This window comes from Paraburkholderia sp. J11-2 (genome assembly GCF_905220185.1).
Lineage (GTDB): Bacteria > Pseudomonadota > Gammaproteobacteria > Burkholderiales > Burkholderiaceae > Paraburkholderia.
Window position 1 is genome coordinate 284,803 of the sequence record NZ_CAJMYY010000008.1, and the last position, 21,350, is coordinate 306,152.

A 21,350-nucleotide genomic window follows, 5' to 3' on the forward strand; every position below is an offset into this window, starting at 1 on the left:
GATCGCGCAGCCTCGTCCGTTCGGCTAAAGCTAGCGGTGAGGCGCTCGGTCAGCCGTGAATCACCACCAGCAGCGCGCACGCTTCGCCCTTGCCCGCGTTGCGGATGGCGTGCGGCTGGTCGGCGATATAGCGCGCCGTGTCTGCGGCCTTCAGGCGCGCTTTGGTGCCAGCCGCTTCCACCTCGATGCTCCCCTGCAGCACCGTCAGATGTTCGCGCGTGCCCGGTTCGTGCGCGGCCGAAACCAGCGCTCCGCCCGGCTTGAGCGTCAGCTCATACCACTCGAAGTTGCCGGCCAGCTCGATCGGTCCCCACACACGCAACTGGTAACCGGCGTCGTGGCCGTGCAGCGTCGGGATGTCGTGCGGCCCGGCCACGGCGATCGCCTCGGGCGCCTTCGGGGCGGCGAACAGCGAATCGAGCTTGACGCCCAGCGCATTCGTGAGCCGCCAGGCCACCGCAATGGTCGGGTTCGCCTTGTCGCGCTCAATTTCCGATAGCATGGATTTTGAGACGCCCGCCGCGCGCGAGAGGTCGTCGAGTGTCATCTTGCGCTCGGAGCGCAGCCGCTGGATTTGCTCGCCCACGCGCGGCGGCGCGGCGGCGGATACGGCCGACGCAGGCAGGGTGCCAGTTGCAGCCGACGCGCTCGCGTCAGGAAGAGCGTTCGCCGGTGCGGCGCGCGATTTACGGGTGCTTGCCATTCACGGCCTCATCGATTAGAGTGCGTTCGACATATCGAACATGAGTTCGAAATAACGGAATTTTTCGCTAACAGCTGACGGCGACTATAGCAAACCGCAGGCAAAACCGCGGTAGTCCGCAGCTATGTGAGGAGCACGATTCATGCGTACCCCGTATCTCGACCACTTGCGCGCGACGCTCGACCAGATCCGCGCGGATGGCTTTTACAAGAACGAGCGCGTGATCGCCACGCCGCAGTCGGCCGACATCCGGCTCGCAGACGGTAGCGATGTGCTCAACTTCTGCGCAAACAACTACCTCGGCCTCGCCAACGATGCACGCCTCATCGCCGCCGCCAAAGACGGCCTCGAGCGCGATGGTTTCGGCATGGCGTCGGTGCGTTTCATCTGCGGCACGCAAACCGTGCACAAGCAGCTCGAAAGCGCACTCGCGACATTCCTGAAAACCGAGGACTGCATTCTCTATTCCAGCTGTTTCGACGCGAACGGCGGCCTCTTCGAAACGCTGCTCGGCGAAGACGACGCCATCATTAGCGACGAACTCAATCACGCGAGCATCATCGACGGCGTGCGTCTTTCGAAAGCGCGCCGCTATCGCTACAAGAACAACGATCTTTCGGACCTCGAAGCAAAGCTGAAGGAAGCCGACGCAGCGGGCGCTCGCTACAAGCTCATCGCCACCGATGGCGTGTTCTCGATGGACGGCATCATTGCCGACCTCAAGGGCATTTGCGATCTCGCGGACCGCTATGACGCACTCGTGATGGTCGATGACTCGCACGCGGTGGGCTTCATCGGCGAGCATGGGCGCGGTACGCCCGAACACTGCGGCGTCCTTGAGCGCGTGGACATCATCACCGGCACGCTGGGCAAAGCATTGGGCGGCGCATCGGGCGGCTATATCGCGGCGAAGCAGGAAGTGATCGACCTGCTGCGCCAGCGCTCGCGTCCCTATCTTTTCTCGAACACGCTTACGCCGAGCATTGCGGCCGCATCGCTTGCCGTGCTCGAGTTGATTGCGAGCGACGAAGGTGCGCAACTGCGCCGCCGCGTACGCGAGAATGGCGCCCAGTTTCGCCGCGACATGAGCGCGCTCGGCTTCACGCTCGTGCCCGGCGAGCACCCGATCATTCCCGTGATGCTCGGCGACGCACAGGTCGCCACGAAAATGGCTGACGCGCTCCTGCACGAGGGCGTCTACGTCATCGGCTTTTCGTATCCCGTCGTGCCCAAGGGCCGCGCGCGCATTCGCACGCAAATGAGCGCAGCGCACACGCCCGAGCAGATCGGGCGCGCCGTCGATGCATTTGCGCGCGTTGGCAGAGAGCTCGGTGTGATTTAACAAGGATTGCGAATCAAATGAAAGCACTTGCCAAACTCGAACGCGCGCCTGGCCTCACGCTCACGCGCGTGAAGAAGCCCGAAGTCGGGCACAACGACGTGATGATCAAGATCCGCAAGACGGCGATTTGCGGCACGGACATCCATATCTGGAAATGGGACGACTGGGCGCAGAAAACCATTCCGGTGCCGATGCACGTGGGCCACGAGTACGTGGGAGAGATCGTCGAGATGGGCCAGGAGGTGCGCGGCTTCCAGATCGGCGACCGCGTGTCGGGCGAAGGGCACATCACCTGCGGCTTTTGCCGCAATTGCCGCGCGGGGCGGCGCCACCTGTGCCGCAACACCACGGGCGTGGGCGTGAACCGCGAAGGCGCGTTTGCCGAATACCTGGTGATTCCGGCCTTCAACGCGTTCAAGATTCCGCCCGAGATCTCCGACGAGCTCGCGGCGATCTTCGATCCGTTCGGCAATGCCACGCACACGGCGCTGTCGTTCAACCTCGTGGGCGAAGACGTGCTGATTACGGGCGCGGGGCCAATCGGCATCATGGCTGTGGCGATCGCGAAGCACGTGGGTGCGCGCAACGTCGTCATCACCGATGTCAACGACTACCGGCTCGAACTCGCGCGCAAGATGGGCGCGACGCGCGCCGTGAACGTTGCGCGCGAGTCGCTGCGCGATGTGATGAACGAACTGCACATGACCGAAGGCTTCGACGTGGGCCTCGAAATGTCGGGTGTGCCGAGCGCGTTCACGGCGCTGCTCGAGTCGATGAACCACGGCGGCAAGGTCGCGCTGCTCGGCATTCCGCCCGCGCAAACCGCCATCGACTGGAACCAGGTGATCTTCAAGGGGCTGGAAATCAAGGGCATTTACGGCCGCGAGATGTTCGAGACCTGGTACAAGATGGTCGCCATGCTGCAAAGCGGGCTCGATCTTTCGCCCATCATCACGCACCGCTTCAGCGTGGACGACTATGAGAAGGGTTTCGCGGCCATGCTCTCGGGCGAAAGCGGCAAGGTGATTCTCGACTGGACCGCGGCCTGAACGCGCGGCGGTTTTACTGCGGCTGTTCCGGCACCGGCTGCGCGAATTCGGCCTCGATGCGTACGCCGATCTCGTCGCCCACGGCGGGATACCAGCTCGTCAACCCGAACGCCGAGCGGTTGAAATGACCGGTAGCGGCAAAGCCTAGCGTGGGCTGCTTGGTGAGCGGATTGGGCGCGTAGCCGTTCAAGGTGACGTCGAGCGTGACCGGCTGGGTCACGCCGCGTATCGTGAGATTGCCCGTGAGCGTGCCGCGCGCCTCGCCCGTGCGCGTGAAGTGCGTGCTCGTGAAACGAATCTCCGGATAGCGTTGCACGTCGAGCATCTGTGGGCCCTTCACCATGGCGTCGAGCGCGCTGACGTTGGTGTTCAGGCTCGTGGCGTCGATCACCGCGTCGAGCGTGGCGGTTTCGAGGCCGCCTGCCGTCCAGTCGAGCGTTGCCTGCGCGCGGTCGAAGCGCATGACGAAGCGCGAGTAATGGAGATGATCGACGTCGAATACGACGCTCCAGTGATGCGCGTCCATCGCGTAGCGCCCCGCTGGCACGTCGGCTTCCGTGCGGCTCACGCTGTGCGTGACCACGCGCAGCGGCGTGCACGCGGCGAGGCTCGCAGCACACAGTGCCATCAAGAAGGCACGGCGCGTGCCGCAAACGAGGCGCGCAAGCGACACAGGCGTCCGGTCTTTCATCTCTGCTCCCTTTAACTCGTCGATACTCGTCAGTACGTTTGACGGCGCGTGTTTCTTCCACGCGCTTCGCGAAGCATAACGCGACGGGGACGGATCGCGCTGCCCGTCCCGGTCACGCGCATATTGCGCGCCGCGCGAAACTCGGGTTTCATACGCCCATTGGAGCCCGAAGCGCGGAGAGCCGATCCATGCCAGCCACGAACCACGCCGTGTGTTTTCACGCCACGCTCGTGCGCGACGTCGACGCGATGACCGCCGCGACCGTGCGCTCGTTCGGGCGTCACACGCACGATCAGTACGGCATTGGCGTAATCGATCGAGGCGGTCATGTCTCGTTGAGCGACGCGGGCGAGGTCGAGGCCGTGCCGGGCGACCTCATCCTCGTCAATCCGGGCGAGGTGCACGACGGCCGCCCGCTCGACGCCGCCGGGCGCACGTGGCGCATGCTGTATTTCGAGCCGCGCTGGGTCGACGCGCTGCAAGGCGACATCACGCAGGGCGACGACGCCGCTTTCGCGCTGCACGCGCCGGTGATCAGGGAGCCGCATTGGCGTGCGCTGTTCAATGCGGCCTTCGCCCACGTCACTGACGAAAACGGCGACCTCTCCCACATGGCTTTCGACGCCGCCACGCTCGAAGTCATGACGCGTCTCGTCGAGGCGCTCGGCCACCGCCGCGCGCTGGCGCAGTGCTCGCCGGCATCGCTTGCGCGCGTGCGCGACATGATCGACACCGATCCGGCCCGGCCGTTCTCGCTCGCGCAACTCGCGCAGGCGGCGGGGCTGAGCCGATTCCAACTCCATCGCGGCTTTCTGCGTGCGTTCGGCGTCGCGCCGCACGGCTACATCCTGCATCGCCGCGTGGCGCTCGCGCGGCGTTTGCTCAAGGCGGGCACGGCGCCCGCGCAGACCGCGCTGGCCGCCGGTTTCTGCGACCAGAGCCACCTGAACCGCGCCTTCGCGCGGCAGTTCGGTGTTTCGCCGGGGCGCTACCGGCTCGCGCGCGCAGCATGAGTCCCATGCGCCTCGAGCGCTGACGCACAACGATCCAAGACGGCGCGCCGTGGTGAGCCTATACAGGCGTATCACCACGAGGAGCGCTCCATGTCGATACGATTGCCGTCGCGCGAAAGCGCGCGGCGCTTAACCTTCTCCCCCCGATCCGTCGCCCATTGGCAATTGACGGCGGCCATGCTTACCGTGGGCAGCACGGTCATTGCCAGCAAGGCCATTGGCGCCGGGCTCGATCCGCTGTCCGGCACCGCGCTGCGCTTTGCCATTGCGTTGCCGGTCTTTCTGCTGCTCATGCGTCTGACCGGCACGAGGTTCCCGCGTCCTGGCCTGCGCGACGCGCTGTTGCTCGTCGCGCAGGCTGCCGTTGGCAGCGTCGGCTATACGGTCTTGCTGATTGCGGGCACGCAGCGGACTTCCGCGAGCGCCGCCGGCATTATCCTCGGCACGCTTCCCGCCGTGTGCGCGTTGACGGCGGCGCTGGTGCTGGGCGAGCGGCTGCGCGCGAGCACGCTCGTTTCGGTGACGATCGCGAGTTTCGGCGTGGCGTTGGTCACGCTTGCGCCTGGGGAACACCGCGATGGCGTGCGCTCGCTCACGGGCGACGCGATGATACTTGGTGCGGTCGTGTGCGAAAGCCTGTTCGTCCTGCTAAACAAAAGGCTTTCGCGGCCGTGGCCGCCACTCGCGCAGGCTAGCGCGATGACGGGGATCGGCTTCGTCGTATCGGGCCTGTGTGCGTTACCCGGCTGGCTTGGCGCGGCCCACACCGTGCCGTTGCATGCCGTGCTCGGCGTGGCCTACTACGCGCTCGTGCCGACAGTCGGCGGATTCTGGCTCTGGTACGCAGGCGCTGCGCGAGTGCCAGGCGGCGAGGCTGCGGTCTTCACAGCCGTGGCGCCCGTGTCGAGCGTGGCGCTTGCCACGGTGCTGCTCGGCGAGCCGCTGACTCCCACGCGCGTGCTGGGCCTCACGCTGGTCGTGGCCGCCGTGTTCGCGGTTTCGGGGCGCGCACTTTGGAATCGCATCAGCGCGCTGCGCGGCACGCGCAACAGCAAGGTGTCTTGACTTGGGAGAATGATCGTTCTACATTACGGGATCGGAGAACGATCATTCTCCCACTGAAACGAGACTAGCCATGAGCCCGCCCGCTGTAGCGAACCGCGAACCGAACACAGAAGCGAACACGGAAGCGCCGCAGCTCGACGCGCGCGCGCGCCTGCTCGACGCCGCCGAGGCGCTGATCTACGCGGGCGGCATTCACGCAACGGGCGTCGATGCGATCGTTCGCGCGGCAGGGGCGGCGCGCAAGAGCTTCTACACGTATTTCGAATCAAAGGACGCGCTGGTTGCGGCCGCGCTCTCACGGCGCGACGAACGCTGGATGCGCTGGTTCATCGCCGGCACGCTCGCGCGCGGACGCACGCCGCAGGCACGCCTCATCGGCATGTTCGACGTATTGCGCGAGTGGTTCACGTCCGAAGGCTTTCACGGTTGTGCGTTTCTCAACGCGGCTGGCGAAATCGCTTCGCCCGACGACCCCGCGCGCGTGGTCGCGCGAGAACACAAGGCGCGCCTGCTCGACTTCGTGCGCGAACAAAGCGATGCGTGGGCCGCGAGCGTCGGCGTCGATCGCCGTGTCGCCGCACGCCTCGCGCGCCAATGGCTGATCCTGATCGATGGCGCGATCGGCGTGGCGCTCGTGAGCGGTGACGCCGATGCGGCGCTCGATGCGCGCGCGGCAGGCCGATCGTTGCTCGAAGCCCTCGCGCCAAAAAGCGCTGCCGAATCCCGCAACCGTTCCGAAAGCCGATCTACATGACGCGCACCATCCCGGCGCACTGCCCAACGCAAGGAGCAAGACCATGAGTGATTCGCCCGAAGTGCGCCCGCCGCTGCCGCCGTTCACGCGCGAGAGCGCCATGCAGAAAGTGCGCGCCGCCGAAGACGGCTGGAATACGCGCGACCCGCAACGCGTTTCGCTTGCGTACACGCCGCAAAGCGTGTGGCGCAATCGCGCCGAGTTTGTGACGGGCCGCGCGGCGATCGTCGAATTTCTCGCGCGCAAATGGGCGCGCGAACTCGACTATCGCCTGATCAAGGAGCTATGGGCGTACACGGAGAATCGCATCGCGGTGCGTTTTGCCTATGAGTGGCATGACGATTCGGGCAGCTGGTTCCGCTCGTACGGCAACGAAAACTGGGAATTCGACGCGAACGGCCTGATGGCGCACCGTCACGCATCGATCAACGACCTGCCGATCCGCGAGGCGGATCGCCTCTATCATTGGCCGCTCGGGCGCCGTCCCGACGACCATCCGGGTCTCTCCGACCTCGGCCTCTGACGCTTCGCTTTCATCGGAACGACTCGCGCCGGTGGCACCATGCCAGCGGCGAACGAGTCGCCCGATCCGAGCCAGGGCTCCATTGCGCACGCATCGGGTTGCGGTACAGTTCGTCATTCACCGCGAACCAGCAATCAGAAAACAGACGACCGCCCTCGCGGATCGGCGCAATAAAGGACGGAGAGCCCATGCGGTTTTGGCAGAAGCAAGCTGGCGCAGCAACGAAAACGATAACGGGCGCGGCGACGAAGGCGACAACGAAGGCGACAACGAAGGCGACAACGAAAGCGAAGCAAACGAAACGCGGCGCGACTGCAGCTTTGCTGCTCTTGCCGCTGCTGCTGTTCGGCACCGCGCAGTCGGCGCATGCGGCAAACTGGTGTAGTTCGGGCCTGTGGGTGGACGCAATGGTCGGCTCGTACCACATTCATCCCGACAAGGACTTCGAACAGTTCAACCCGGGCCTCGGCATTGAATGCTGGCCAGGCGACACGTGGGCGCTCACGGCCGGCGGTTTTCGCAATTCGCTGCGCCGGCCCTCGTACTATGGCGGCGCGGTGTGGGCGCCCGAATTCCTGCATTGGGGCTTTGTGAGGCTCGCGGCGATGGGCGGCATCATCTCCGGCTACAACTACGGCAACTGGGGCCTTGGCCACGACCATACGATCGGGCCCGTGGTCGCGCCGATCGTGATGGTCGCGTACAAGCGCGTGGGCGTGAACTTCATCGTCATTCCGCCGATACCTTCTGACGATCTTCCCTTCACCATCGGGTTTCAGTTGCGCTTCAAGTTCTAGGGCTCGACGTCCTCCCGCAAACTCTCACCTTTGCTGATAACCTGACGCCTTTGTCATATTGGCGTCAGGCGCGCGCCACGGCCTGACCCTAAGATACGAGCCTTCGCTTTACCGGGCGCGAGACGCGACGCGCTACCCACGTCAAAGGAAAAGGATGAAGAAGTTCACTCGCATGCTGATCGCCGCAGGCGCACTGGCCCTGAGCGCTGGCGCCATGGCGGCCGACGCACCTGAACCCACCTGGTTGCCCGCAACGGCCGCCGCGAGTTTGCAGAATGCAAGTGCGATCGTCGAAGGTGCGAATGGGTCGAACGTGAAGTCGACGCTTTATGTCTTCATGGACCCAAACTGTATTTACTGTCACCTGGTGTGGAAAGCGCTGCAACCGTATGAAGCGGCGGGCCTGCAGGTGCATTGGATTCCTATGGGCTTTCTGAAGGCCGATTCGGCGGGCAAAGCGGCCGCGCTGCTGGAAGCGAAAGATGGCGCCGCGCTGCTCAAGGAACTCGAAACGCACTACTCGGAGAAGGACGAATCGGGCGGCATCGCACCGCTCGCACACATTCCCGCGGCCGACAAGAACAAGCTCGACAACAACATCAAGCTCTTTCAGGACCTCGGTTTCGACGGTACGCCTACGCTGATTTATCAGGGATCGGGCGGCCGCTGGGCCAATGTCAGCGGCTTGCCGAAACTGAACGACCTGCCGGGCATGCTGAATCTGCCCGCGCAACCGATTACCGATGCCGAGCTGAAAAAATATCGTTGAGCGCGTGCGGCGGTGAGTCATTCGCCGCATCGTGAGTTCACCGATACAACGATAGGTGAGGAGTTCCAGGAGTTGAACTCGCTGCGCTCCTCCCGAAAAGCCTCACCTTTGCTCTCGCGGGGCGCAAACACCTGCTAGAGGATGGCGGAACATGCCGCAAGGCCGATGGGCGTAGCGAACGTTCGCGCCACGAGGCGGCGCTCGACGGTGGCGAATCAGTAGCCGGGTAATTGATTCGGATAGCAAACTAATGTGCACGCGCTGTTTGGCGGTAAAAATAGGTGCGAGAAGGCTTGCGCCGAATGCTGAGCGTTCTGCGCTTACGGGAACAGCGGCGCCGAAGCACGGCACAAACATGCGTTGCAAGGCGAGCAACGTAAGGAAAACTGAAGGTGAGCATATGCGGGAGAGTGGGCTCACTGCAGTGTGCGGCGCGCGATTTTTCGTCGCACCGTTTCGCACGTCGGCGGACCGGCTCAGCCGATGCGGCCCGTGTGAGCTCACGCAAAGGTGAGTGTTTCCGGGAGCATGAACGCAACGCGAGCCGTTGCTGCGCTGCGGCAGCGGCGCCGCGAGCGGGTTGTGATTCGCGGTATAGTCATTTGCGACAAGAGGGTTCGTTATGCGCCCTGCGCTTCACCGCCACCGCGCGTAAGCGGTCTGCAACGGAGTTTTCCATGGGTATCCTGGACAGGCTTTGGCCGCGTGCCCGCGCGAAGCAGGTGCCGCAATCGCCACAAATCCAGACGCTGATCGAGCGTCTGCTCGTGCTCAGCCCTACGCTCAGGCTTGTGCCCGAGTGGCGCGAGCGGCTTGCGCCGGCACTGGCTCAGTCCGTCGCATACGTGCGCGACGTGGTGGACCGCATGCCGCACGCACACGAAGCGAGCGCCGCTACATGGTCGAGCGACCCCTATATCCACGCGTTTTTCGCTGCGCCCGACGAGGTTGCCCATGTGCTGAGCCGCTCGCCTGAACTGCATGCATGGTTCGAGAGCCATCCGCTTGCGCGCGAGACCTACGCGGTACTCAGCATGGCGCTGAACGAGCGCCGTGCCTTCGGTGTCGAGCAGTATGGCGACGAGGTGCACACCGATGTCATGCAGACTACGCTGAGTTTCGACGACCACCAGGTGCGCGTGTGCGGCGAAACCGAAAGTGAACTTCGCGAGCAGATCGTGGAGCGCGTTGTCGAGCAGATCGCACTCGAAGGCCTCGCGCAGATCGGCGCCGACGAGTCGCGCCGCGACGTGCTGGAACAGGAGCGCGCGCTGCTCAGAACGCGCCTGCAACTGCTCACGCGTCACGGCGCGGGCACGCAACGCATGCTGGGCGAGCAAGCCACGCAAAACGTCGCCGAAGTGGCGAAGGTCGAGGCGCAGATCGCGCAGAACGAGCGCGAGATCGCCGCGCTCGGCCTGAAGAGCGAAGCGCTCGAACACCAGCTTTCGGTGATCTGCAACGTACTCGCGAATCCCGCGCAGTACACAAACGTCGAAATGCGCGAGATCTGCCTGAGTCCGATGAACGTCCTGCTTCCGAATGGCGGCCCGGACAACAGCGCCTCGATCATATTTCCTCTCGCGCACCTGCCGGCGAGCCCGCAGGGTTTGCGCGCGTTCTCACTGGTGCGCTTCGCGCGCACCGATCTTCAACCGTTGCCGCGCGTGCTCGTCGAAGACAGCCGCTTCATGATCTGAGCGCGGCCGTACGGTCATAGGTGAGAAGATTCGGGAGCGGTGTGCGGGGGATTGCGACGGTTCGTTGACAAAGCATGTCGTCATCACCGTGGCCGCCTGTCTGCCGCGGACGTTTCGTGATCCCGAAGTGCAGGAGAGCCTGGTTCCAGCGCGCAAGATTTTCCTGGTAGTCCCAGGTTAAGGGATGCGAATATTGCTGAGTACCAGGTGTTAGCAATCGAAACCTTGCGCGAGTGAGCGAGAGAGGCGAAGAGGTGAGCGTTTTCGGGACCCGTGAGCAACGGTGCAAAATTGCGCTTCGAATCGCTAACCGTTTAAGCAAAAAGCCCCTTGAAAAGGGGCTTTTTCGTCTTCGACCTCGACATCGGGCCTCGCACTTCGGCGCGAAAGGTGAGCGTTTTCAGGAGTCGTGGGTCAGGCGCCGTGCGCCGGCCACGCGAGCACGCCGTTCGCGTCGATGGTGAAGCGCAGGTCGCCGGATTGCGACGCCGGCGCATCTTCAGCGGCGATATCGAAGGTAACGCCCGCGATCTCGACGGCAACGTAGCGGTCGCCGTGACGCAGCGACGTGCCCGCCATGCGCCCTTGCCACGCGCCCTCCTGCGTCGCGACGAGCGCGCGCGGCGAGACCCGCCACATCACGCGCGAGCCCACCGCGAGCGACGGATCGGCACACGGCAGGCGCAGTCCCGTCGGCGTTTCGATCGTGCCGCCCGCTCGCACGATGCCCTCGCCTACATTGTGCAGGCCGAGCAATTCGGCTACGCGCAGCGTGGCGGGCTGCTGGAACACGTCGGCCACGGCGCCCGCCTGCAGCACGCGCCCTTGTTCGAGCACGAGCACTTCGTCGGCGAGCAGGGCGGCTTCGTCGGGGTCGTGCGTGACGATCACCGTCACGGCGCCGACCTCGCGCTGCAGCGCCCGCAACGATTGCTGCAGGCGGCGGCGGCGCGGCGTGTCGAGCGCGGCGAACGGCTCGTCGAACAGCAGCAGTTGCGTGTGCCGCGTGAGCGCACGCGCAAGCGCCACGCGCTGGCGCTGGCCGAACGAGAGCTGGTGCGGCAGGCGCTCGGTGAGCGCGTCGAGGCCCAGGTGCGCGAGCCAGTAGCGTGCGCTGGCCGCATCGGCATCGACGGGAAACGCGAGCTGCTGCGCCACCGTCATGTGCGGAAAGAGTCCGTAGTCCTGCGGCATGTAGCCGATCTGGCGGCGCTCGGGCGCCAGCGCGCCGAGGTCGGTCTTGCCGAGCGTGACCCAGCCCGCGTCGTTGCGTTCGAGCCCGGCGACGATGCGCAGCGCGAGCGACTTGCCCGAGCCCGAAGGGCCGATGATCGCGAGCCGGCGGGTTTGCGGCTGCCACGAAACGTCGAGCGTGAACGCGCCGAGGTGCCGGCGCGCCGCGAAGGCGAGACGCAGGTCGGCGCTATCAGACGCGGTGGCGCCTGGCGTGATACTGGTGAGTTCGTCGCCGTTGTCGAGGTTCACCGCCAGCGTCGAGCGCGCACCACGGCTATAGACGGAAAGCACCGCGCAGATGATCGCAATGCCGAGCGTGGGCAAGAGGAGCGGCATCATCGCTGGCAGGCCCTGGCCGCCAAACACGACATAGGTATAAACAGGCAGCGAATACGGGTGATACGCGACCATCACGGTCGCGCCGAACTCGCCGAACGCGCGCAGCCAGGCGAGGGCGAGCCCCGCGCGGATGGCGGGCCACGCAATGGGCAACGTGACGCGAAAGAAACGGCTGGCGGCATGATGGCCGAGCGTGGCGGCGACGTCGTCGTATACGGGATCGACGGCGTTGAACGCCGAGCGCGCCGCGACGATCAGGAAGGGCGCGGCCACAAAGGTCTCAGCAAGCACGATGCCCGTGAACGAGTCGGTGAGCGAGCCGCCGAAAAGCTGGCCGATGCTGCTATACGGCCCGATCAGAAACAGCAGCAGCACGCCGCTCGTGAGCGGCGGCAGCGCGAGCGGCAACTGCACGACGAAGCCGACGAGCGCGATGCCGCGCGCGCGCGAACGTGCGAGCCAGTAGCCGAGCGGCACGCCGCCCAGCAAGATGACGAGCGTGGCCACGCTCGCGCTCGCCACCGATACGCCGACCGCAGACCAGGTGGCGTGCCAGTCGACGCCGGCCCAGTCCGCCTGGCCGATCTGCGGAATGCTTGCGACGAACGGCGCGCACAGGTAGACCGCGAGCAGCGCGCCGAGCCACCAGAGCGGCTGCGAGCGCTTCACTGCAACGTTCGCAGTAACCTGCGCGGCTTGTGTCATTGCTGTGCGGCGTCGATCACGGCCTGGACCGACGGCGGGATTGCCTGGCCCTGACCGTTGACGGCAGGCTTCGTCACGTCCACGCCGTGCTCGGCGAGCAGCTTGCGGCCTTCTGCCGAAAGCAGGAAGTTCACGAAGCGCGCAGCGCCGGCGCTGTTGGGGGCGTCGTTCAGGATCGTGAGCGTGTAGTTCGCCTTGATCTTCAGTTCGGGCGCGGGGTGGATCGCCGGAATCTTCAGGTCGGAGGTTTCGGTCGAATAGAAGAAGCCCGCGTCGAGCTGACCCGACTGCAGACGGCCAACGAGCGTTTCTTCCGGCAGCACCTGCTCGGGATTGTCCGGCGAGCCAAGCGTCTTCTCGACGAGGTCAGGCTGGTTGTACGCCTGCGCGGCCTTCGTCATGAGTTCCACCGTGAAGGCGCCCTTCGGGTCGAGCTTGGGGTCGGTGCGGCCAAGGCGAATGCCCGGTTCCTGCAGCACCTGATCCCACTTCTTCGTCTTGAAGTCGTTGGCGAAACGGCTCTTCGGGTTGTAGCCGATCAAGAGCGGCGATTCGGCGAAATTCACGTACCACGTCACGTGATTGCCGTTGGCCTCGCCCATGAGGCTCGCGTTGACCTTCGGGCTCGCGCTGATGAACACATCGCCGCGGCGCAGCTTGCCCTTTATTTCATTGGCGATCTTGTTCGAGCCCGCTGCATAGCCCTTGAAATGCAGGCCCGTTTCCTTTTCGAACGCGGGGCCCACGCTCTTTTCCATGAGGTTCACGAGCGAGCCTGCATAGAGCACATTGACATCGGATTCGTCGGCGAATGCGTTGGTGCTTGCACCCATTGCACCCATCACACCGCTCATCACGACGACTGAGGCCACCAGCTTGCGGATAAACATGTTCGACACCCCGTTCGTTATAAAGGCCAATATATTACGATGGACTGCTGTGATCATGTGCTTATCCAAATGGCTATTTTGGCGATCCATGCCTGTGCGCGTCACACTGACACGGCTAAACTGAGGGTCCAGTTCTTTTCCCGGTTCAATGTCCTGTTCAATTGTGGAGGCCCTCATGCGTACCAGCGCCCGTAATCATTTCTCCGGCCAGATCAGCGCGGTCAAGGCCGGCGCCGTCAACGACGAAGTCACGCTGCAGGCCGACGGCGGCCTCGAGATCGTCGCGATCATCACGCATGGCAGCGCCGCTTCGCTGGGTCTTGCCGCCGGCAAGCCGGCCTTCGCACTCGTGAAGGCATCGTCGGTGATCCTGATGGTCGACGGCGATACGAGCAAGGTGTCCACGCGCAATGTCGTCGCCGGTACGGTTTCGTCGGTCACGAAGGGCGCGGTGAATGCGGAAGTCGTGCTCGCGGCCCCGGGCGGCGCGCAAATCGCAGCCATCGTGACGAACGACAGCGTCGATCGTCTCGGCCTCGCGGCGGGCAAGCAGGCTGCGGCGCTCTTCAAGGCATCGAGTGTGATCGTCGGTGTAGACGGTTGATGCGCGGCTGCAATCGCACGTGAGCGCGATGAGTGACGAATCCGCTGCGCCGCCGCCGTCGCGCGATTTCGATGCACTGGCCGCGGCGCGCTGTGACGCCCTGACGGGTGCGCCAGCGGCGTCGCGTACGCCGGATGCCTGGCTCTTCGCGCGGCTCGTTGCGGCGCGCGAGGTGCGCGGCGAATTGCCGTTGCTTGGGTTATCACGCGCGCAGATCGAGGCGCTCGGCGCACGGCATTTCGTGTGTACGGTGACGAATGATGCGCTGCACGCGCACGCTGTGACAGAGGCGTCGCATGCTGCATTCGCCACGGCAATGCATGCCTTTCTCGTTGCGCTTGCCGCGCCGCAAGCCAACCCCGACGATGTGCGTTGCCTCGCTGCAATCATTGCCCATGCGTGTCTGCGGCCCGATCATCTTTGGCGCGATCTTGGCCTGCGTGGCCGCGATGACGTGACGCGCATGCTGGAGCGCTTTTTCCCCGAAGTCGTGGCGCGCAACGTGGAAGGCTTGCGCTGGAAGAAACTGCTGGCGCGCGAACTCGCGCGGGCATCGGGCACCACGCCAGGTCCTGCGCCTGGCTGCCCCGGCTGCGAGGACTTCGGTTTCTGCTTTCCCGCCGGGCGTTAGCCGTCCAGGGGAGCGGCGCGCGGCACGCATCGTGTATGCTTGCGCGCATGACCAAGTCCCCCAACGATCAACCGCGTACCGACGCCCCCGCGACCGCACAGGCGCAGAAACCGGGTGAACCCGAGGTGCGTTTTCGTATGCGCATCATTCAGGACGGCACGATCGCGCTCGGGCCGGGCAAGGTGTCGCTGCTCGAAGCCGTTCGCGAGCATGGCTCGATCTCGGCTGCGGCGCGCAGCATGAACATGTCGTACCGGCGCGCGTGGCTGTTGATGGACGAACTCAACCGCGCGCTGGAGTCGCCAGCCACGGTTTCGGAGCATGGCGGGCAGAGCGGCGGTGGCAGCATGCTCACGCCGGTCGGCGAAGAAATCGTTCGCCTGTATCGCAGCATCGAGGCGCGCGCCGCAACGGTTTGCGAGTCCGAGATCGAATCACTCGTCAAACTCATCAAAAGCTGAGTTGGCGTAACGCGGCGGCGCACTGCCGCCAGCGTCAGGCGCTTAGCCGTGGCGCAAGCAGAAACGCGAGACGGGCACCGCGGTGAGCGTGGGCGTTGCGTTCGCATGCAGCCGCACCATCAACTCGACGAAGCTGGCAAGGCTTGCCGTGCGCAGCGGGTGCCACGTTACCTGATGCCGTTCGCACACGCGCTTGAGCGTGCTCATTGAATCGTGGTCGATGCAGTCCACGGGAAACACCGCCAGATCCGCGTTCGCAAGCGCCGCTGCGAGCAGCCCCTTGCGATCCTCCACGCCGCCGTCGTGCACCGTCAGTTCGCCTCCCGCCGACTCCACCCAGCGCCTGAGCGCGTGATTCGAACCGGGCCTGCCACCCACGTAGACGATGCGGCGGCCCCTGAGCGCATTCTCGGGAAGCGCGTGTTGGGCCTGTGGGTCTTCGTGCGCTTGCGTTGTCTGCTCCATGGCGTGGACCTCGGCGCGCAAGGCGTCGATCAACGCATGGGCTTCGTCGAGTTGCGCGCGCAGTGTGTGGAGCGCGGCGGCGTCCGCATTCGCGCGCTGCTCGGCGATTTCGCGGCGGCTCGTATGCAGCGCGACCCGCGCGTCGCGTGCCGCGAGCGCTTCCTGCAGCGCTTCGAGCTGCGCCTGCTGCGGTGTTGTCTCGCGCTGCGCCGCCAGTTGCGCGGTTTGTGCATCGAGGGCATGGCGCGCCGCATCGCGTTCACGGCTCATCTCATGCAGACGCGCCTGCTGGCGCTCGATCCTGGCCTGTAGTTCGGCGTTCTCGGCTTCCAGCGCGACGAGGCGGCGCAAGTCGGCGCGATTGGCGGCGCCAACCAGGTGCGAGAGCATGTGCAACTCCCCGAACGCGGCCTGGCGCACTTCCATCGTCGTGGCCGGATGTGTCATCAGCGCCCAGTACGCAGGCGGGATGTCGCCGTTCGCGAGCGATTCATTCCAGAGCGTGAGCACGGCCTGTGCGTCGCGCGCAGTGGCGAAACGGCGCAACGCGCCTGCATAGCGCGTGTCGAGCGCTTTTTGCAATGCCTTGGCGCCCGCGCCGCCTTCTATCGCCAGCTCGACCGCGGCATGGTGGATCTCGAGATCGCTCGCGTGCTGGGCGTCGAGCCGGGCGAATTTCGGGACGAGCTTGCGCAGCTCGTGCGTGCTCAGGCAGGTGCCGATGATGGAGCAGTGCAGATGGGCGTCGAGTTCGGCCAGGCGCGTGCGCTGCCGCGCGCGGGCGAGTTCGGCTTGCGAAGGGCCGCAGCAGTCTGCGCTTCCCAGGGCGCGCAGCGTGGTCTCTTCGGCAGGAGTGCCGCCCGGTGTGCGGGCGAGGCGGAACGGCGGTGCGTGCATGGTGACCTCTGATCCGGTGCGCGACACGGGGCTGTGCATGGGCGTACGCGGCGAGCGTGCCTCGACGCGGCCAGGCGCCTCCGGCTGCTCACGCCTTCAGCGCAATATACCATGGAATATAACGACTATCGGCTGTCGGCCGGGGCGTGCGCTTCAGGCGGCAGGTTCGCGCACGAGCGCTGTCGCAACGGCGGTGACAGCGATGGCTTGGGCTTTGGCGGCAGAGCGGTCCGCCACCGCCTCGCATGCATGCGCTTCTGAACGCGCATTGGCCGCATTCGCGTGCTGCGCGAGGACATGCTCGACGCCGAGTCCGACGAAAGCCGCGTCGAGCCGCTCGAGTTCGGCCACGGTGCGGCGCAGCGCTTCGGTATCGAGACAGAATGCGTCGCTGAAAAGCGCATCGCGCGTCTTGTCGAGGCGCCGCGCGTCGCGAATGGCGCGCTTGAGTTCGCGCTGGCGGGCGAAGCGGGCAAGATCGATGCGCCGCGAGAGCGCGAGAAGGAGCGGCTGCAGCGAAGCGCCGACGTGCGCGGCGTGAGCGCTGCCGGCGCCAGGACCGCCAGAGCCGGCGTCGCCGCGCGCGAGCATGCGCTCGAAGCGCTCGATGCTGTTGCGCAACCGCCGGAACGCGTCGATCACGTCGCGGATCAATTCCGCACGCTCGTGCCCCGACGCGGGACGCAGCGTGGTGATCGTGGCTGCGAAGCCGTCCGCGCCGGCTGGCGCGGGTGCGCCACGCGCCTGCGATATCGATGTTGCGCTTACGAGGCGCCGACTACTCGCCACTTGCGGCCTCCGTCTGCTGGATGTTCGTTCGTTGTATTCTATAGGATATAACGATTTAGAGACGCAGCGCATGAATCGCACGGCGTCATGTTTCTGTGGCTCCAAGCCGTATGAACTAGAATTGCCGTTTTGCGCCTCGCTTTTGCCTCGTTGCGCACGCACCCGTTTTTCGCTTTTTTCCGCTGTTCAATGACCACACCCTCTCCCGAGGCGGCGTCCGACGACCCGCCCAGTCTTTCGCGCAATCGCGGTTTCCAGCGCTTCTACGGCGCGCGCGTGCTGTCGTCGCTCGCGTTCCAGATGCTCGCCGTCGCCATGGGCTGGCACATCTACGCGCTCACGCATAGCGCGTTCGCGCTCGGTCTCGTCGGCCTCGCGCAGTTCCTGCCGATGTTCTGCCTCACACTCGTCGTCGGCCACGTGGCGGACCGCTACGACCGCAGACGCATCGCGTCCGTATGCCAGCTCATCGAATGCGCCGCCGCGCTGACCTTCGCGGCCGGCACGATCGGCGGCTGGCTGAGCGCGCCGCTCATTTACGTGCTCGCCGCGTGCGTGGGCGCCGCGCGCGCGTTCGAGTCGCCCGCCATTTCGTCCTTGCTCCCGGGCGTCGTGCCGCGCGCTCAACTCCCTAATGCAACCGCCTGGTCGACCTCGGCGAACCAGACCGCGAACATCGTCGGCCCGGCGCTGGGCGGGCTGCTTTACGGCATCGGCGCGACGCCGGCCTACGCGGCCTGCTCGCTCGCGTTCGCGGCGGCGGCCACGCTTTCGGGCACGATTCCGATGCGCGCAAAACCGCCCGCGCGCACGCCTGTCACGCTCGAATCGGTGTTCTCGGGCATCGCGTTCATCCGTTCGCAGCCCGTTATTCTCGGCGCGTTGTCGCTCGATCTGTTCGCGGTGCTGTTCGGCGGCGCGACGGCACTCTTGCCGGTGTTTGCGCGCGACATCCTGCACGCCGGGCCCATCGCGCTCGGGCTCTTGCGCTCGGCGACGGCCGCGGGCGCGCTGGCGGGCTCGATCTGGCTCGCGCACTTTCCGCTGCGGCGCCGGCCGGGCCTTGCGATGTTCGGCGGCGTGATCGTGTTCGGCTGCGCGACGATCGCCTTCGGGCTCTCGCACAACATCGTCGTGTCGCTCATGGCGCTGGCGGTGCTGGGCGCCTCGGACGTGGTGAGCGTGGTCGTGCGCACGTCGCTCGTGCAGTTGCGCACGCCCAACGAAACGCTCGGCCGCGTGAGCGCGGTCAATTCGCTCTTCATCGGCACATCGAACCAGCTTGGCGAGTTCGAATCGGGGCTCACGGCGGGCTGGTGGGGGGCGCAGCGCGCCGTCCTCGTGGGCGGCGTGGCGACGATCTGCGTTGCGCTGCTATGGATGCGGCTTTTTCCGGCCCTGCGCGACACGCGCTCGCTCGAACGCGAAGAAACACGCGCCACCGAGAGCGCGAACTAGGGCCTGTTCATACGCGCGCCGCGGGCTGCGGCGCGCCGTCCCGCCGATGCCGCGCGCCGGTGTTTGCCGTTATCCTTTCTCCGGGGCCCGCTCGCAGCGAGCCACCGTTTCGCTCATCCACCCGTCAAGTCATGCATTCATCGACCATCGCCCCGAGGAGCGCCGCATGCGCGTAGGCCGTCCCGTCAAGGCGCTGCCGCAGCCACTGTGCGATTACTGTGGCGCGAAAGCGGTGCTCGCGCGCTTTGCCGACGAAGCCTACCCGTACCGCGACGATCACGGCCCGCTGTGGGTCTGCACGCCCTGTGAGGCCTGGATTGGCGTGCCCGCGCGCAGCACGCGCAACGTGCCGCTCGGCCGGCTTGCCAACGCCGCCCTGCGCGACGCCAAGAGCCGTCTGCACGACGCGCTCGAACCGCTGGTGGCCGCGAAGATGCGGCGCGACAAGGTCAACGCCTTCGAAGCGCGCGGCAAGGCCATCCGCTGGCTGGGGGAGGAACTGGGCTTCGACCTGCCCAATCCGTCGATTCATCTCCTGACGCTCGAGCAATGCGAGCAGGCCATCGCCCATATCGAGGCGTTCATGGCCGCGCGGCGCGGGCAGGCCGGCGGCGAGGTTGGGGGCGAGGGCAGCCCGCGCTAAAGCGCTGTCACCGCGGGGCCACGGTCAACGTGCCGTCCTTTCGCCAGCAGATGCGCGGCGCATGTCTGTCACTGATCGTTACATTCGATTTGCGCCTCGACGCTTAACCTTCGGCGCGGCGTGCCGTTATTGCACGGAACAGACTCTTACTTGCCCTTCCATGGCCAGGACCATCCCTTTTCCGCAGCGCTCGCAAGCCGGTCGCCCCCGACGCAGCAAGTCGATGCTGCTGCCGATCCCGCACGCGGTCGCCAACGAACTCGCACTGCAAGTGCATCTCGCGCTCGCTGCGATCCGCCGCGGCGGCACGGGCGACGACGCACGCGCCTTGCTCCATGCACACGTGCTCGCGCAATCGATTGCGGAGGCCGGATACGGCATTCTGGAACCGGAAAAGGTGCGCTCGGCCGATGCCGCGCTGATCGCCTGCTTCGAATGCGGCAACACGGGCGGCGGCTGGCAGCTGGACGAAGCGGGTTTCGAGGCGGTCGCGCAGCTCGTGGCGGTATACGACCGGCAGTTGCAAAGCGCGCCGCTGTGGGCGTTGACCGAGGCAAGCGAGCGGCTCGAGCGCATGGGCGCCGGTGAAACCAGCCAGCAGGCATTGCGCAAAAGCGCGTGACGTGGGCGCGGCGGGTATGCGCATTGCGGCCGGGTTGAGGCAGTAAGCAGTAGGGTAAAGTGAACGATCCCTGTTTTTGAGAGGCGAGCGGATCGACGCGATTGGCAGCCCAATGGATGGCGCAATTGACGCCGCGATTCGCGCCACCAGCCGGCGCTGTGGCGACATTGGCACGAGATTTGACGCCGGACGCGAATCGTGTTGACTTCGGACAGGTGGCGCGCCTAAAATTCGCCCGTCTTAACAAAAGGGGCTGACGCCTTGGACAGTAGCAGTTGTCGATCTTCGAACAGTTTCGCTGCCTGACCGGCAGGACGTCCGCGCTCCCTTTCTTTCAGCCGCCGTCTTGCCAGCCAGGCAGATGGTGCGCGTCTAGCAGTACATCCTCGTGCACTCTTGATTAGCGTCGACCGACGCCGCAGCGACTCGAACGTATCGAGCGTCGCGGATGGCCGACATCGCGCCGTAAGCCCGCCCTGATCGATGCGCGCTTGCGGCACGGTTCGTTCGTTGCGCCCTCTTGCGCGACGCGCGGATCGACACATGCGCGCCTGCCAGGCGCTTCGCGTTCGGGCCGCCGGCTCGAGGCAAGCGCCCGAGGGCAGCCGCCGTGACGATAAGGAGTTCCGATGTCTGACAGTGACAGTTATCCGTTATGCCGCTTCCTTTTGAATTGCACTGAGGAAAGCGGGCAGACGCGAGCCGCCGCGCGCTGAAAGATTGCGCTCTGCCGGGTCTGCTGGCTTTCCTCCCCGATGCGTCCCCTGTGACGCCAGGAGAACCAGTATGAACTTCGGCCTTCTTTTGCCGCACCTGTCGCAACTGCAGCACACGCAGCACTCCCTCCATCCCGATGTGCTCGGCGCGCGTGAGCGCGCGAGCGCCCCGCCGCCCTGCCGGGAATCGCGACTCGCCGCGCGCTGGCGAGACCTGCGAGCGCGCGTGTTTCGGGTCTGAATCAGACGAGATGTACACGAACCCCCGCGCGTATGCCGAGCCGGCCCGGCCGGCCATACGCGCCGCGCGAGGGGTTCACGCAATAAACCCAACGCCGGTGCTTCGACATGAACCAGTTCAACCACACATTGCGAACGACCCGCCGCGCAGCGCGCGCCTGCGCCGGGGCGCTCGCGCCCACGCTTGTACTCGCTAACGGAGGCCGCTAATGGAGTTCAGCTTCAACCTGAACCGCACGGCCAACGCT

Annotated in this window: 22 protein-coding genes; 16 read left to right on the top strand and 6 right to left on the bottom strand. The window is 65.6% G+C overall.

Features of this window, described 5'->3' with window-relative positions:
• Positions 1 to 49 precede the first annotated feature (49 nt).
• Positions 50 to 703 (bottom strand): XRE family transcriptional regulator, encoded by a 654-nt coding sequence (locus U5A57_RS14110; protein ID WP_321911737.1) that lies wholly within the window; start codon positions 701 to 703, stop codon positions 50 to 52.
• Between the two features lie 142 nt (positions 704 to 845).
• Here U5A57_RS14110 and U5A57_RS14115 point away from each other — a divergent pair, with 142 nt between their 5' ends.
• Positions 846 to 2,045: a glycine C-acetyltransferase gene (locus U5A57_RS14115; protein WP_321911738.1), complete on the top strand. Its 1,200-nt coding sequence runs from the start codon at positions 846 to 848 to the stop codon at positions 2,043 to 2,045.
• A gap of 17 nt (positions 2,046 to 2,062) precedes the next feature.
• Positions 2,063 to 3,094 (top strand): L-threonine 3-dehydrogenase, encoded by a 1,032-nt coding sequence (gene tdh, locus U5A57_RS14120; protein WP_321911740.1) that lies wholly within the window; start codon positions 2,063 to 2,065, stop codon positions 3,092 to 3,094.
• Positions 3,095 to 3,107: 13 nt separating this feature from the next.
• Here tdh and U5A57_RS14125 read toward each other — a convergent pair whose 3' ends face one another.
• Positions 3,108 to 3,785 carry a YceI family protein gene (locus U5A57_RS14125; protein WP_415774620.1) on the bottom strand — a complete coding sequence of 226 codons (678 nt, stop codon included), beginning with the start codon at positions 3,783 to 3,785 and terminating at the stop codon, positions 3,108 to 3,110.
• 188 nt (positions 3,786 to 3,973) lie between these two features.
• Here U5A57_RS14125 and U5A57_RS14130 point away from each other — a divergent pair, with 188 nt between their 5' ends.
• The 7 genes from U5A57_RS14130 (at position 3,974) to U5A57_RS14160 (ending at position 10,406) form a co-directional block, all read left to right on the top strand.
• Complete coding sequence (locus tag U5A57_RS14130) at positions 3,974 to 4,798, top strand: AraC family transcriptional regulator (protein ID WP_321911742.1); 825 nt, start codon at positions 3,974 to 3,976, stop codon at positions 4,796 to 4,798.
• A 90-nt stretch (positions 4,799 to 4,888) separates the two neighbouring features.
• Complete coding sequence (locus tag U5A57_RS14135; protein WP_321911744.1) at positions 4,889 to 5,863, top strand: DMT family transporter; 975 nt, start codon at positions 4,889 to 4,891, stop codon at positions 5,861 to 5,863.
• Positions 5,864 to 5,933: 70 nt separating this feature from the next.
• Positions 5,934 to 6,617: a TetR/AcrR family transcriptional regulator gene (locus U5A57_RS14140; RefSeq protein ID WP_321911746.1), complete on the top strand. Its 684-nt coding sequence runs from the start codon at positions 5,934 to 5,936 to the stop codon at positions 6,615 to 6,617.
• Positions 6,618 to 6,660: 43 nt separating this feature from the next.
• Positions 6,661 to 7,140 carry a nuclear transport factor 2 family protein gene (locus U5A57_RS14145; RefSeq protein ID WP_321911747.1) on the top strand — a complete coding sequence of 160 codons (480 nt, stop codon included), beginning with the start codon at positions 6,661 to 6,663 and terminating at the stop codon, positions 7,138 to 7,140.
• Between the two features lie 188 nt (positions 7,141 to 7,328).
• Positions 7,329 to 7,937 (top strand): hypothetical protein, encoded by a 609-nt coding sequence (locus tag U5A57_RS14150; protein ID WP_321911749.1) that lies wholly within the window; start codon positions 7,329 to 7,331, stop codon positions 7,935 to 7,937.
• Between the two features lie 154 nt (positions 7,938 to 8,091).
• Positions 8,092 to 8,706, top strand: coding sequence for a thioredoxin fold domain-containing protein (locus U5A57_RS14155; RefSeq protein WP_321911750.1), 615 nt, complete (start codon positions 8,092 to 8,094; stop codon positions 8,704 to 8,706).
• A 677-nt stretch (positions 8,707 to 9,383) separates the two neighbouring features.
• Positions 9,384 to 10,406, top strand: coding sequence for a hypothetical protein (locus tag U5A57_RS14160; RefSeq protein ID WP_321911751.1), 1,023 nt, complete (start codon positions 9,384 to 9,386; stop codon positions 10,404 to 10,406).
• 414 nt (positions 10,407 to 10,820) lie between these two features.
• On the opposite strand, the gene U5A57_RS14165 is transcribed toward U5A57_RS14160, so the two are convergent.
• Both U5A57_RS14165 and U5A57_RS14170 read right to left on the bottom strand, forming a co-directional pair.
• Positions 10,821 to 12,686: an ATP-binding cassette domain-containing protein gene (locus U5A57_RS14165; protein ID WP_415773466.1), complete on the bottom strand. Its 1,866-nt coding sequence runs from the start codon at positions 12,684 to 12,686 to the stop codon at positions 10,821 to 10,823.
• Positions 12,683 to 13,576 (bottom strand): extracellular solute-binding protein, encoded by an 894-nt coding sequence (locus U5A57_RS14170; RefSeq protein ID WP_415774621.1) that lies wholly within the window; start codon positions 13,574 to 13,576, stop codon positions 12,683 to 12,685. Before U5A57_RS14170 ends, U5A57_RS14165 begins: the two co-directional genes overlap by 4 nt.
• 175 nt (positions 13,577 to 13,751) lie before the next feature.
• On the opposite strand from U5A57_RS14170, the gene U5A57_RS14175 reads away from it, so the two are divergent.
• From U5A57_RS14175 to U5A57_RS14185, 3 genes are read left to right on the top strand one after another with little or no spacing between them, the layout of a single operon-like run.
• Complete coding sequence (locus U5A57_RS14175; protein ID WP_321911755.1) at positions 13,752 to 14,180, top strand: TOBE domain-containing protein; 429 nt, start codon at positions 13,752 to 13,754, stop codon at positions 14,178 to 14,180.
• A 28-nt stretch (positions 14,181 to 14,208) separates the two neighbouring features.
• Positions 14,209 to 14,811, top strand: a complete 603-nt coding sequence (locus U5A57_RS14180; RefSeq protein WP_321911756.1) for a nitrogen fixation protein NifQ — start codon at positions 14,209 to 14,211, stop codon at positions 14,809 to 14,811.
• Positions 14,812 to 14,858: 47 nt separating this feature from the next.
• Complete coding sequence (locus U5A57_RS14185; protein ID WP_415764439.1) at positions 14,859 to 15,272, top strand: winged helix-turn-helix domain-containing protein; 414 nt, start codon at positions 14,859 to 14,861, stop codon at positions 15,270 to 15,272.
• 42 nt (positions 15,273 to 15,314) lie between these two features.
• On the opposite strand, the gene U5A57_RS14190 is transcribed toward U5A57_RS14185, so the two are convergent.
• A complete protein-coding gene (locus tag U5A57_RS14190) occupies positions 15,315 to 16,634 on the bottom strand; it encodes a DUF2325 domain-containing protein (RefSeq protein WP_321911758.1) in 1,320 nt (439 codons plus the stop codon).
• Between the two features lie 153 nt (positions 16,635 to 16,787).
• A complete protein-coding gene (locus U5A57_RS14195) occupies positions 16,788 to 17,423 on the bottom strand; it encodes a hypothetical protein (protein ID WP_321911760.1) in 636 nt (211 codons plus the stop codon).
• Between the two features lie 189 nt (positions 17,424 to 17,612).
• On the opposite strand from U5A57_RS14195, the gene U5A57_RS14200 reads away from it, so the two are divergent.
• The 4 genes from U5A57_RS14200 (at position 17,613) to U5A57_RS14215 (ending at position 21,103) form a co-directional block, all read left to right on the top strand.
• Positions 17,613 to 18,881 carry an MFS transporter gene (locus U5A57_RS14200; protein WP_321911762.1) on the top strand — a complete coding sequence of 423 codons (1,269 nt, stop codon included), beginning with the start codon at positions 17,613 to 17,615 and terminating at the stop codon, positions 18,879 to 18,881.
• 166 nt (positions 18,882 to 19,047) lie between these two features.
• Complete coding sequence (locus tag U5A57_RS14205) at positions 19,048 to 19,524, top strand: zinc-finger-containing protein (protein WP_321911763.1); 477 nt, start codon at positions 19,048 to 19,050, stop codon at positions 19,522 to 19,524.
• A gap of 223 nt (positions 19,525 to 19,747) precedes the next feature.
• A complete protein-coding gene (locus U5A57_RS14210) occupies positions 19,748 to 20,146 on the top strand; it encodes a hypothetical protein (protein ID WP_321911764.1) in 399 nt (132 codons plus the stop codon).
• A 786-nt stretch (positions 20,147 to 20,932) separates the two neighbouring features.
• A complete protein-coding gene (locus U5A57_RS14215; RefSeq protein ID WP_321911765.1) occupies positions 20,933 to 21,103 on the top strand; it encodes a hypothetical protein in 171 nt (56 codons plus the stop codon).
• Positions 21,104 to 21,350: the final 247 nt, after the last annotated feature.

Excerpts from the sequence above, each read along its gene's own strand:
- U5A57_RS14115 (WP_321911738.1), top strand. The coding sequence starts at position 846 with ATGCGTACCCCGTATCTCGACCACTTGCGCGCGACGCTCGACCAGATC.
- U5A57_RS14155 (WP_321911750.1), top strand. The coding sequence starts at position 8,092 with ATGAAGAAGTTCACTCGCATGCTGATCGCCGCAGGCGCACTGGCCCTG.
- U5A57_RS14210 (WP_321911764.1), top strand. The coding sequence starts at position 19,748 with ATGCTGCTGCCGATCCCGCACGCGGTCGCCAACGAACTCGCACTGCAA.
- U5A57_RS14130 (WP_321911742.1), top strand. The coding sequence starts at position 3,974 with ATGCCAGCCACGAACCACGCCGTGTGTTTTCACGCCACGCTCGTGCGC.
- U5A57_RS14185 (WP_415764439.1), top strand. The coding sequence starts at position 14,859 with ATGACCAAGTCCCCCAACGATCAACCGCGTACCGACGCCCCCGCGACC.
- U5A57_RS14170 (WP_415774621.1), bottom strand. The coding sequence starts at position 13,576 with ATGTTTATCCGCAAGCTGGTGGCCTCAGTCGTCGTGATGAGCGGTGTG.
- U5A57_RS14180 (WP_321911756.1), top strand. The coding sequence starts at position 14,209 with ATGAGTGACGAATCCGCTGCGCCGCCGCCGTCGCGCGATTTCGATGCA.
- U5A57_RS14125 (WP_415774620.1), bottom strand. The coding sequence starts at position 3,785 with ATGAAAGACCGGACGCCTGTGTCGCTTGCGCGCCTCGTTTGCGGCACG.
- U5A57_RS14110 (WP_321911737.1), bottom strand. The coding sequence starts at position 703 with ATGGCAAGCACCCGTAAATCGCGCGCCGCACCGGCGAACGCTCTTCCT.
- U5A57_RS14135 (WP_321911744.1), top strand. The coding sequence starts at position 4,889 with ATGTCGATACGATTGCCGTCGCGCGAAAGCGCGCGGCGCTTAACCTTC.
- U5A57_RS14200 (WP_321911762.1), top strand. The coding sequence starts at position 17,613 with ATGACCACACCCTCTCCCGAGGCGGCGTCCGACGACCCGCCCAGTCTT.
- U5A57_RS14150 (WP_321911749.1), top strand. The coding sequence starts at position 7,329 with ATGCGGTTTTGGCAGAAGCAAGCTGGCGCAGCAACGAAAACGATAACG.
- U5A57_RS14190 (WP_321911758.1), bottom strand. The coding sequence starts at position 16,634 with ATGCACGCACCGCCGTTCCGCCTCGCCCGCACACCGGGCGGCACTCCT.
- U5A57_RS14145 (WP_321911747.1), top strand. The coding sequence starts at position 6,661 with ATGAGTGATTCGCCCGAAGTGCGCCCGCCGCTGCCGCCGTTCACGCGC.
- U5A57_RS14140 (WP_321911746.1), top strand. The coding sequence starts at position 5,934 with ATGAGCCCGCCCGCTGTAGCGAACCGCGAACCGAACACAGAAGCGAAC.
- U5A57_RS14165 (WP_415773466.1), bottom strand. The coding sequence starts at position 12,686 with ATGACACAAGCCGCGCAGGTTACTGCGAACGTTGCAGTGAAGCGCTCG.
- U5A57_RS14160 (WP_321911751.1), top strand. The coding sequence starts at position 9,384 with ATGGGTATCCTGGACAGGCTTTGGCCGCGTGCCCGCGCGAAGCAGGTG.
- U5A57_RS14205 (WP_321911763.1), top strand. The coding sequence starts at position 19,048 with ATGCGCGTAGGCCGTCCCGTCAAGGCGCTGCCGCAGCCACTGTGCGAT.
- tdh (WP_321911740.1), top strand. The coding sequence starts at position 2,063 with ATGAAAGCACTTGCCAAACTCGAACGCGCGCCTGGCCTCACGCTCACG.
- U5A57_RS14175 (WP_321911755.1), top strand. The coding sequence starts at position 13,752 with ATGCGTACCAGCGCCCGTAATCATTTCTCCGGCCAGATCAGCGCGGTC.
- U5A57_RS14215 (WP_321911765.1), top strand. The coding sequence starts at position 20,933 with ATGAACTTCGGCCTTCTTTTGCCGCACCTGTCGCAACTGCAGCACACG.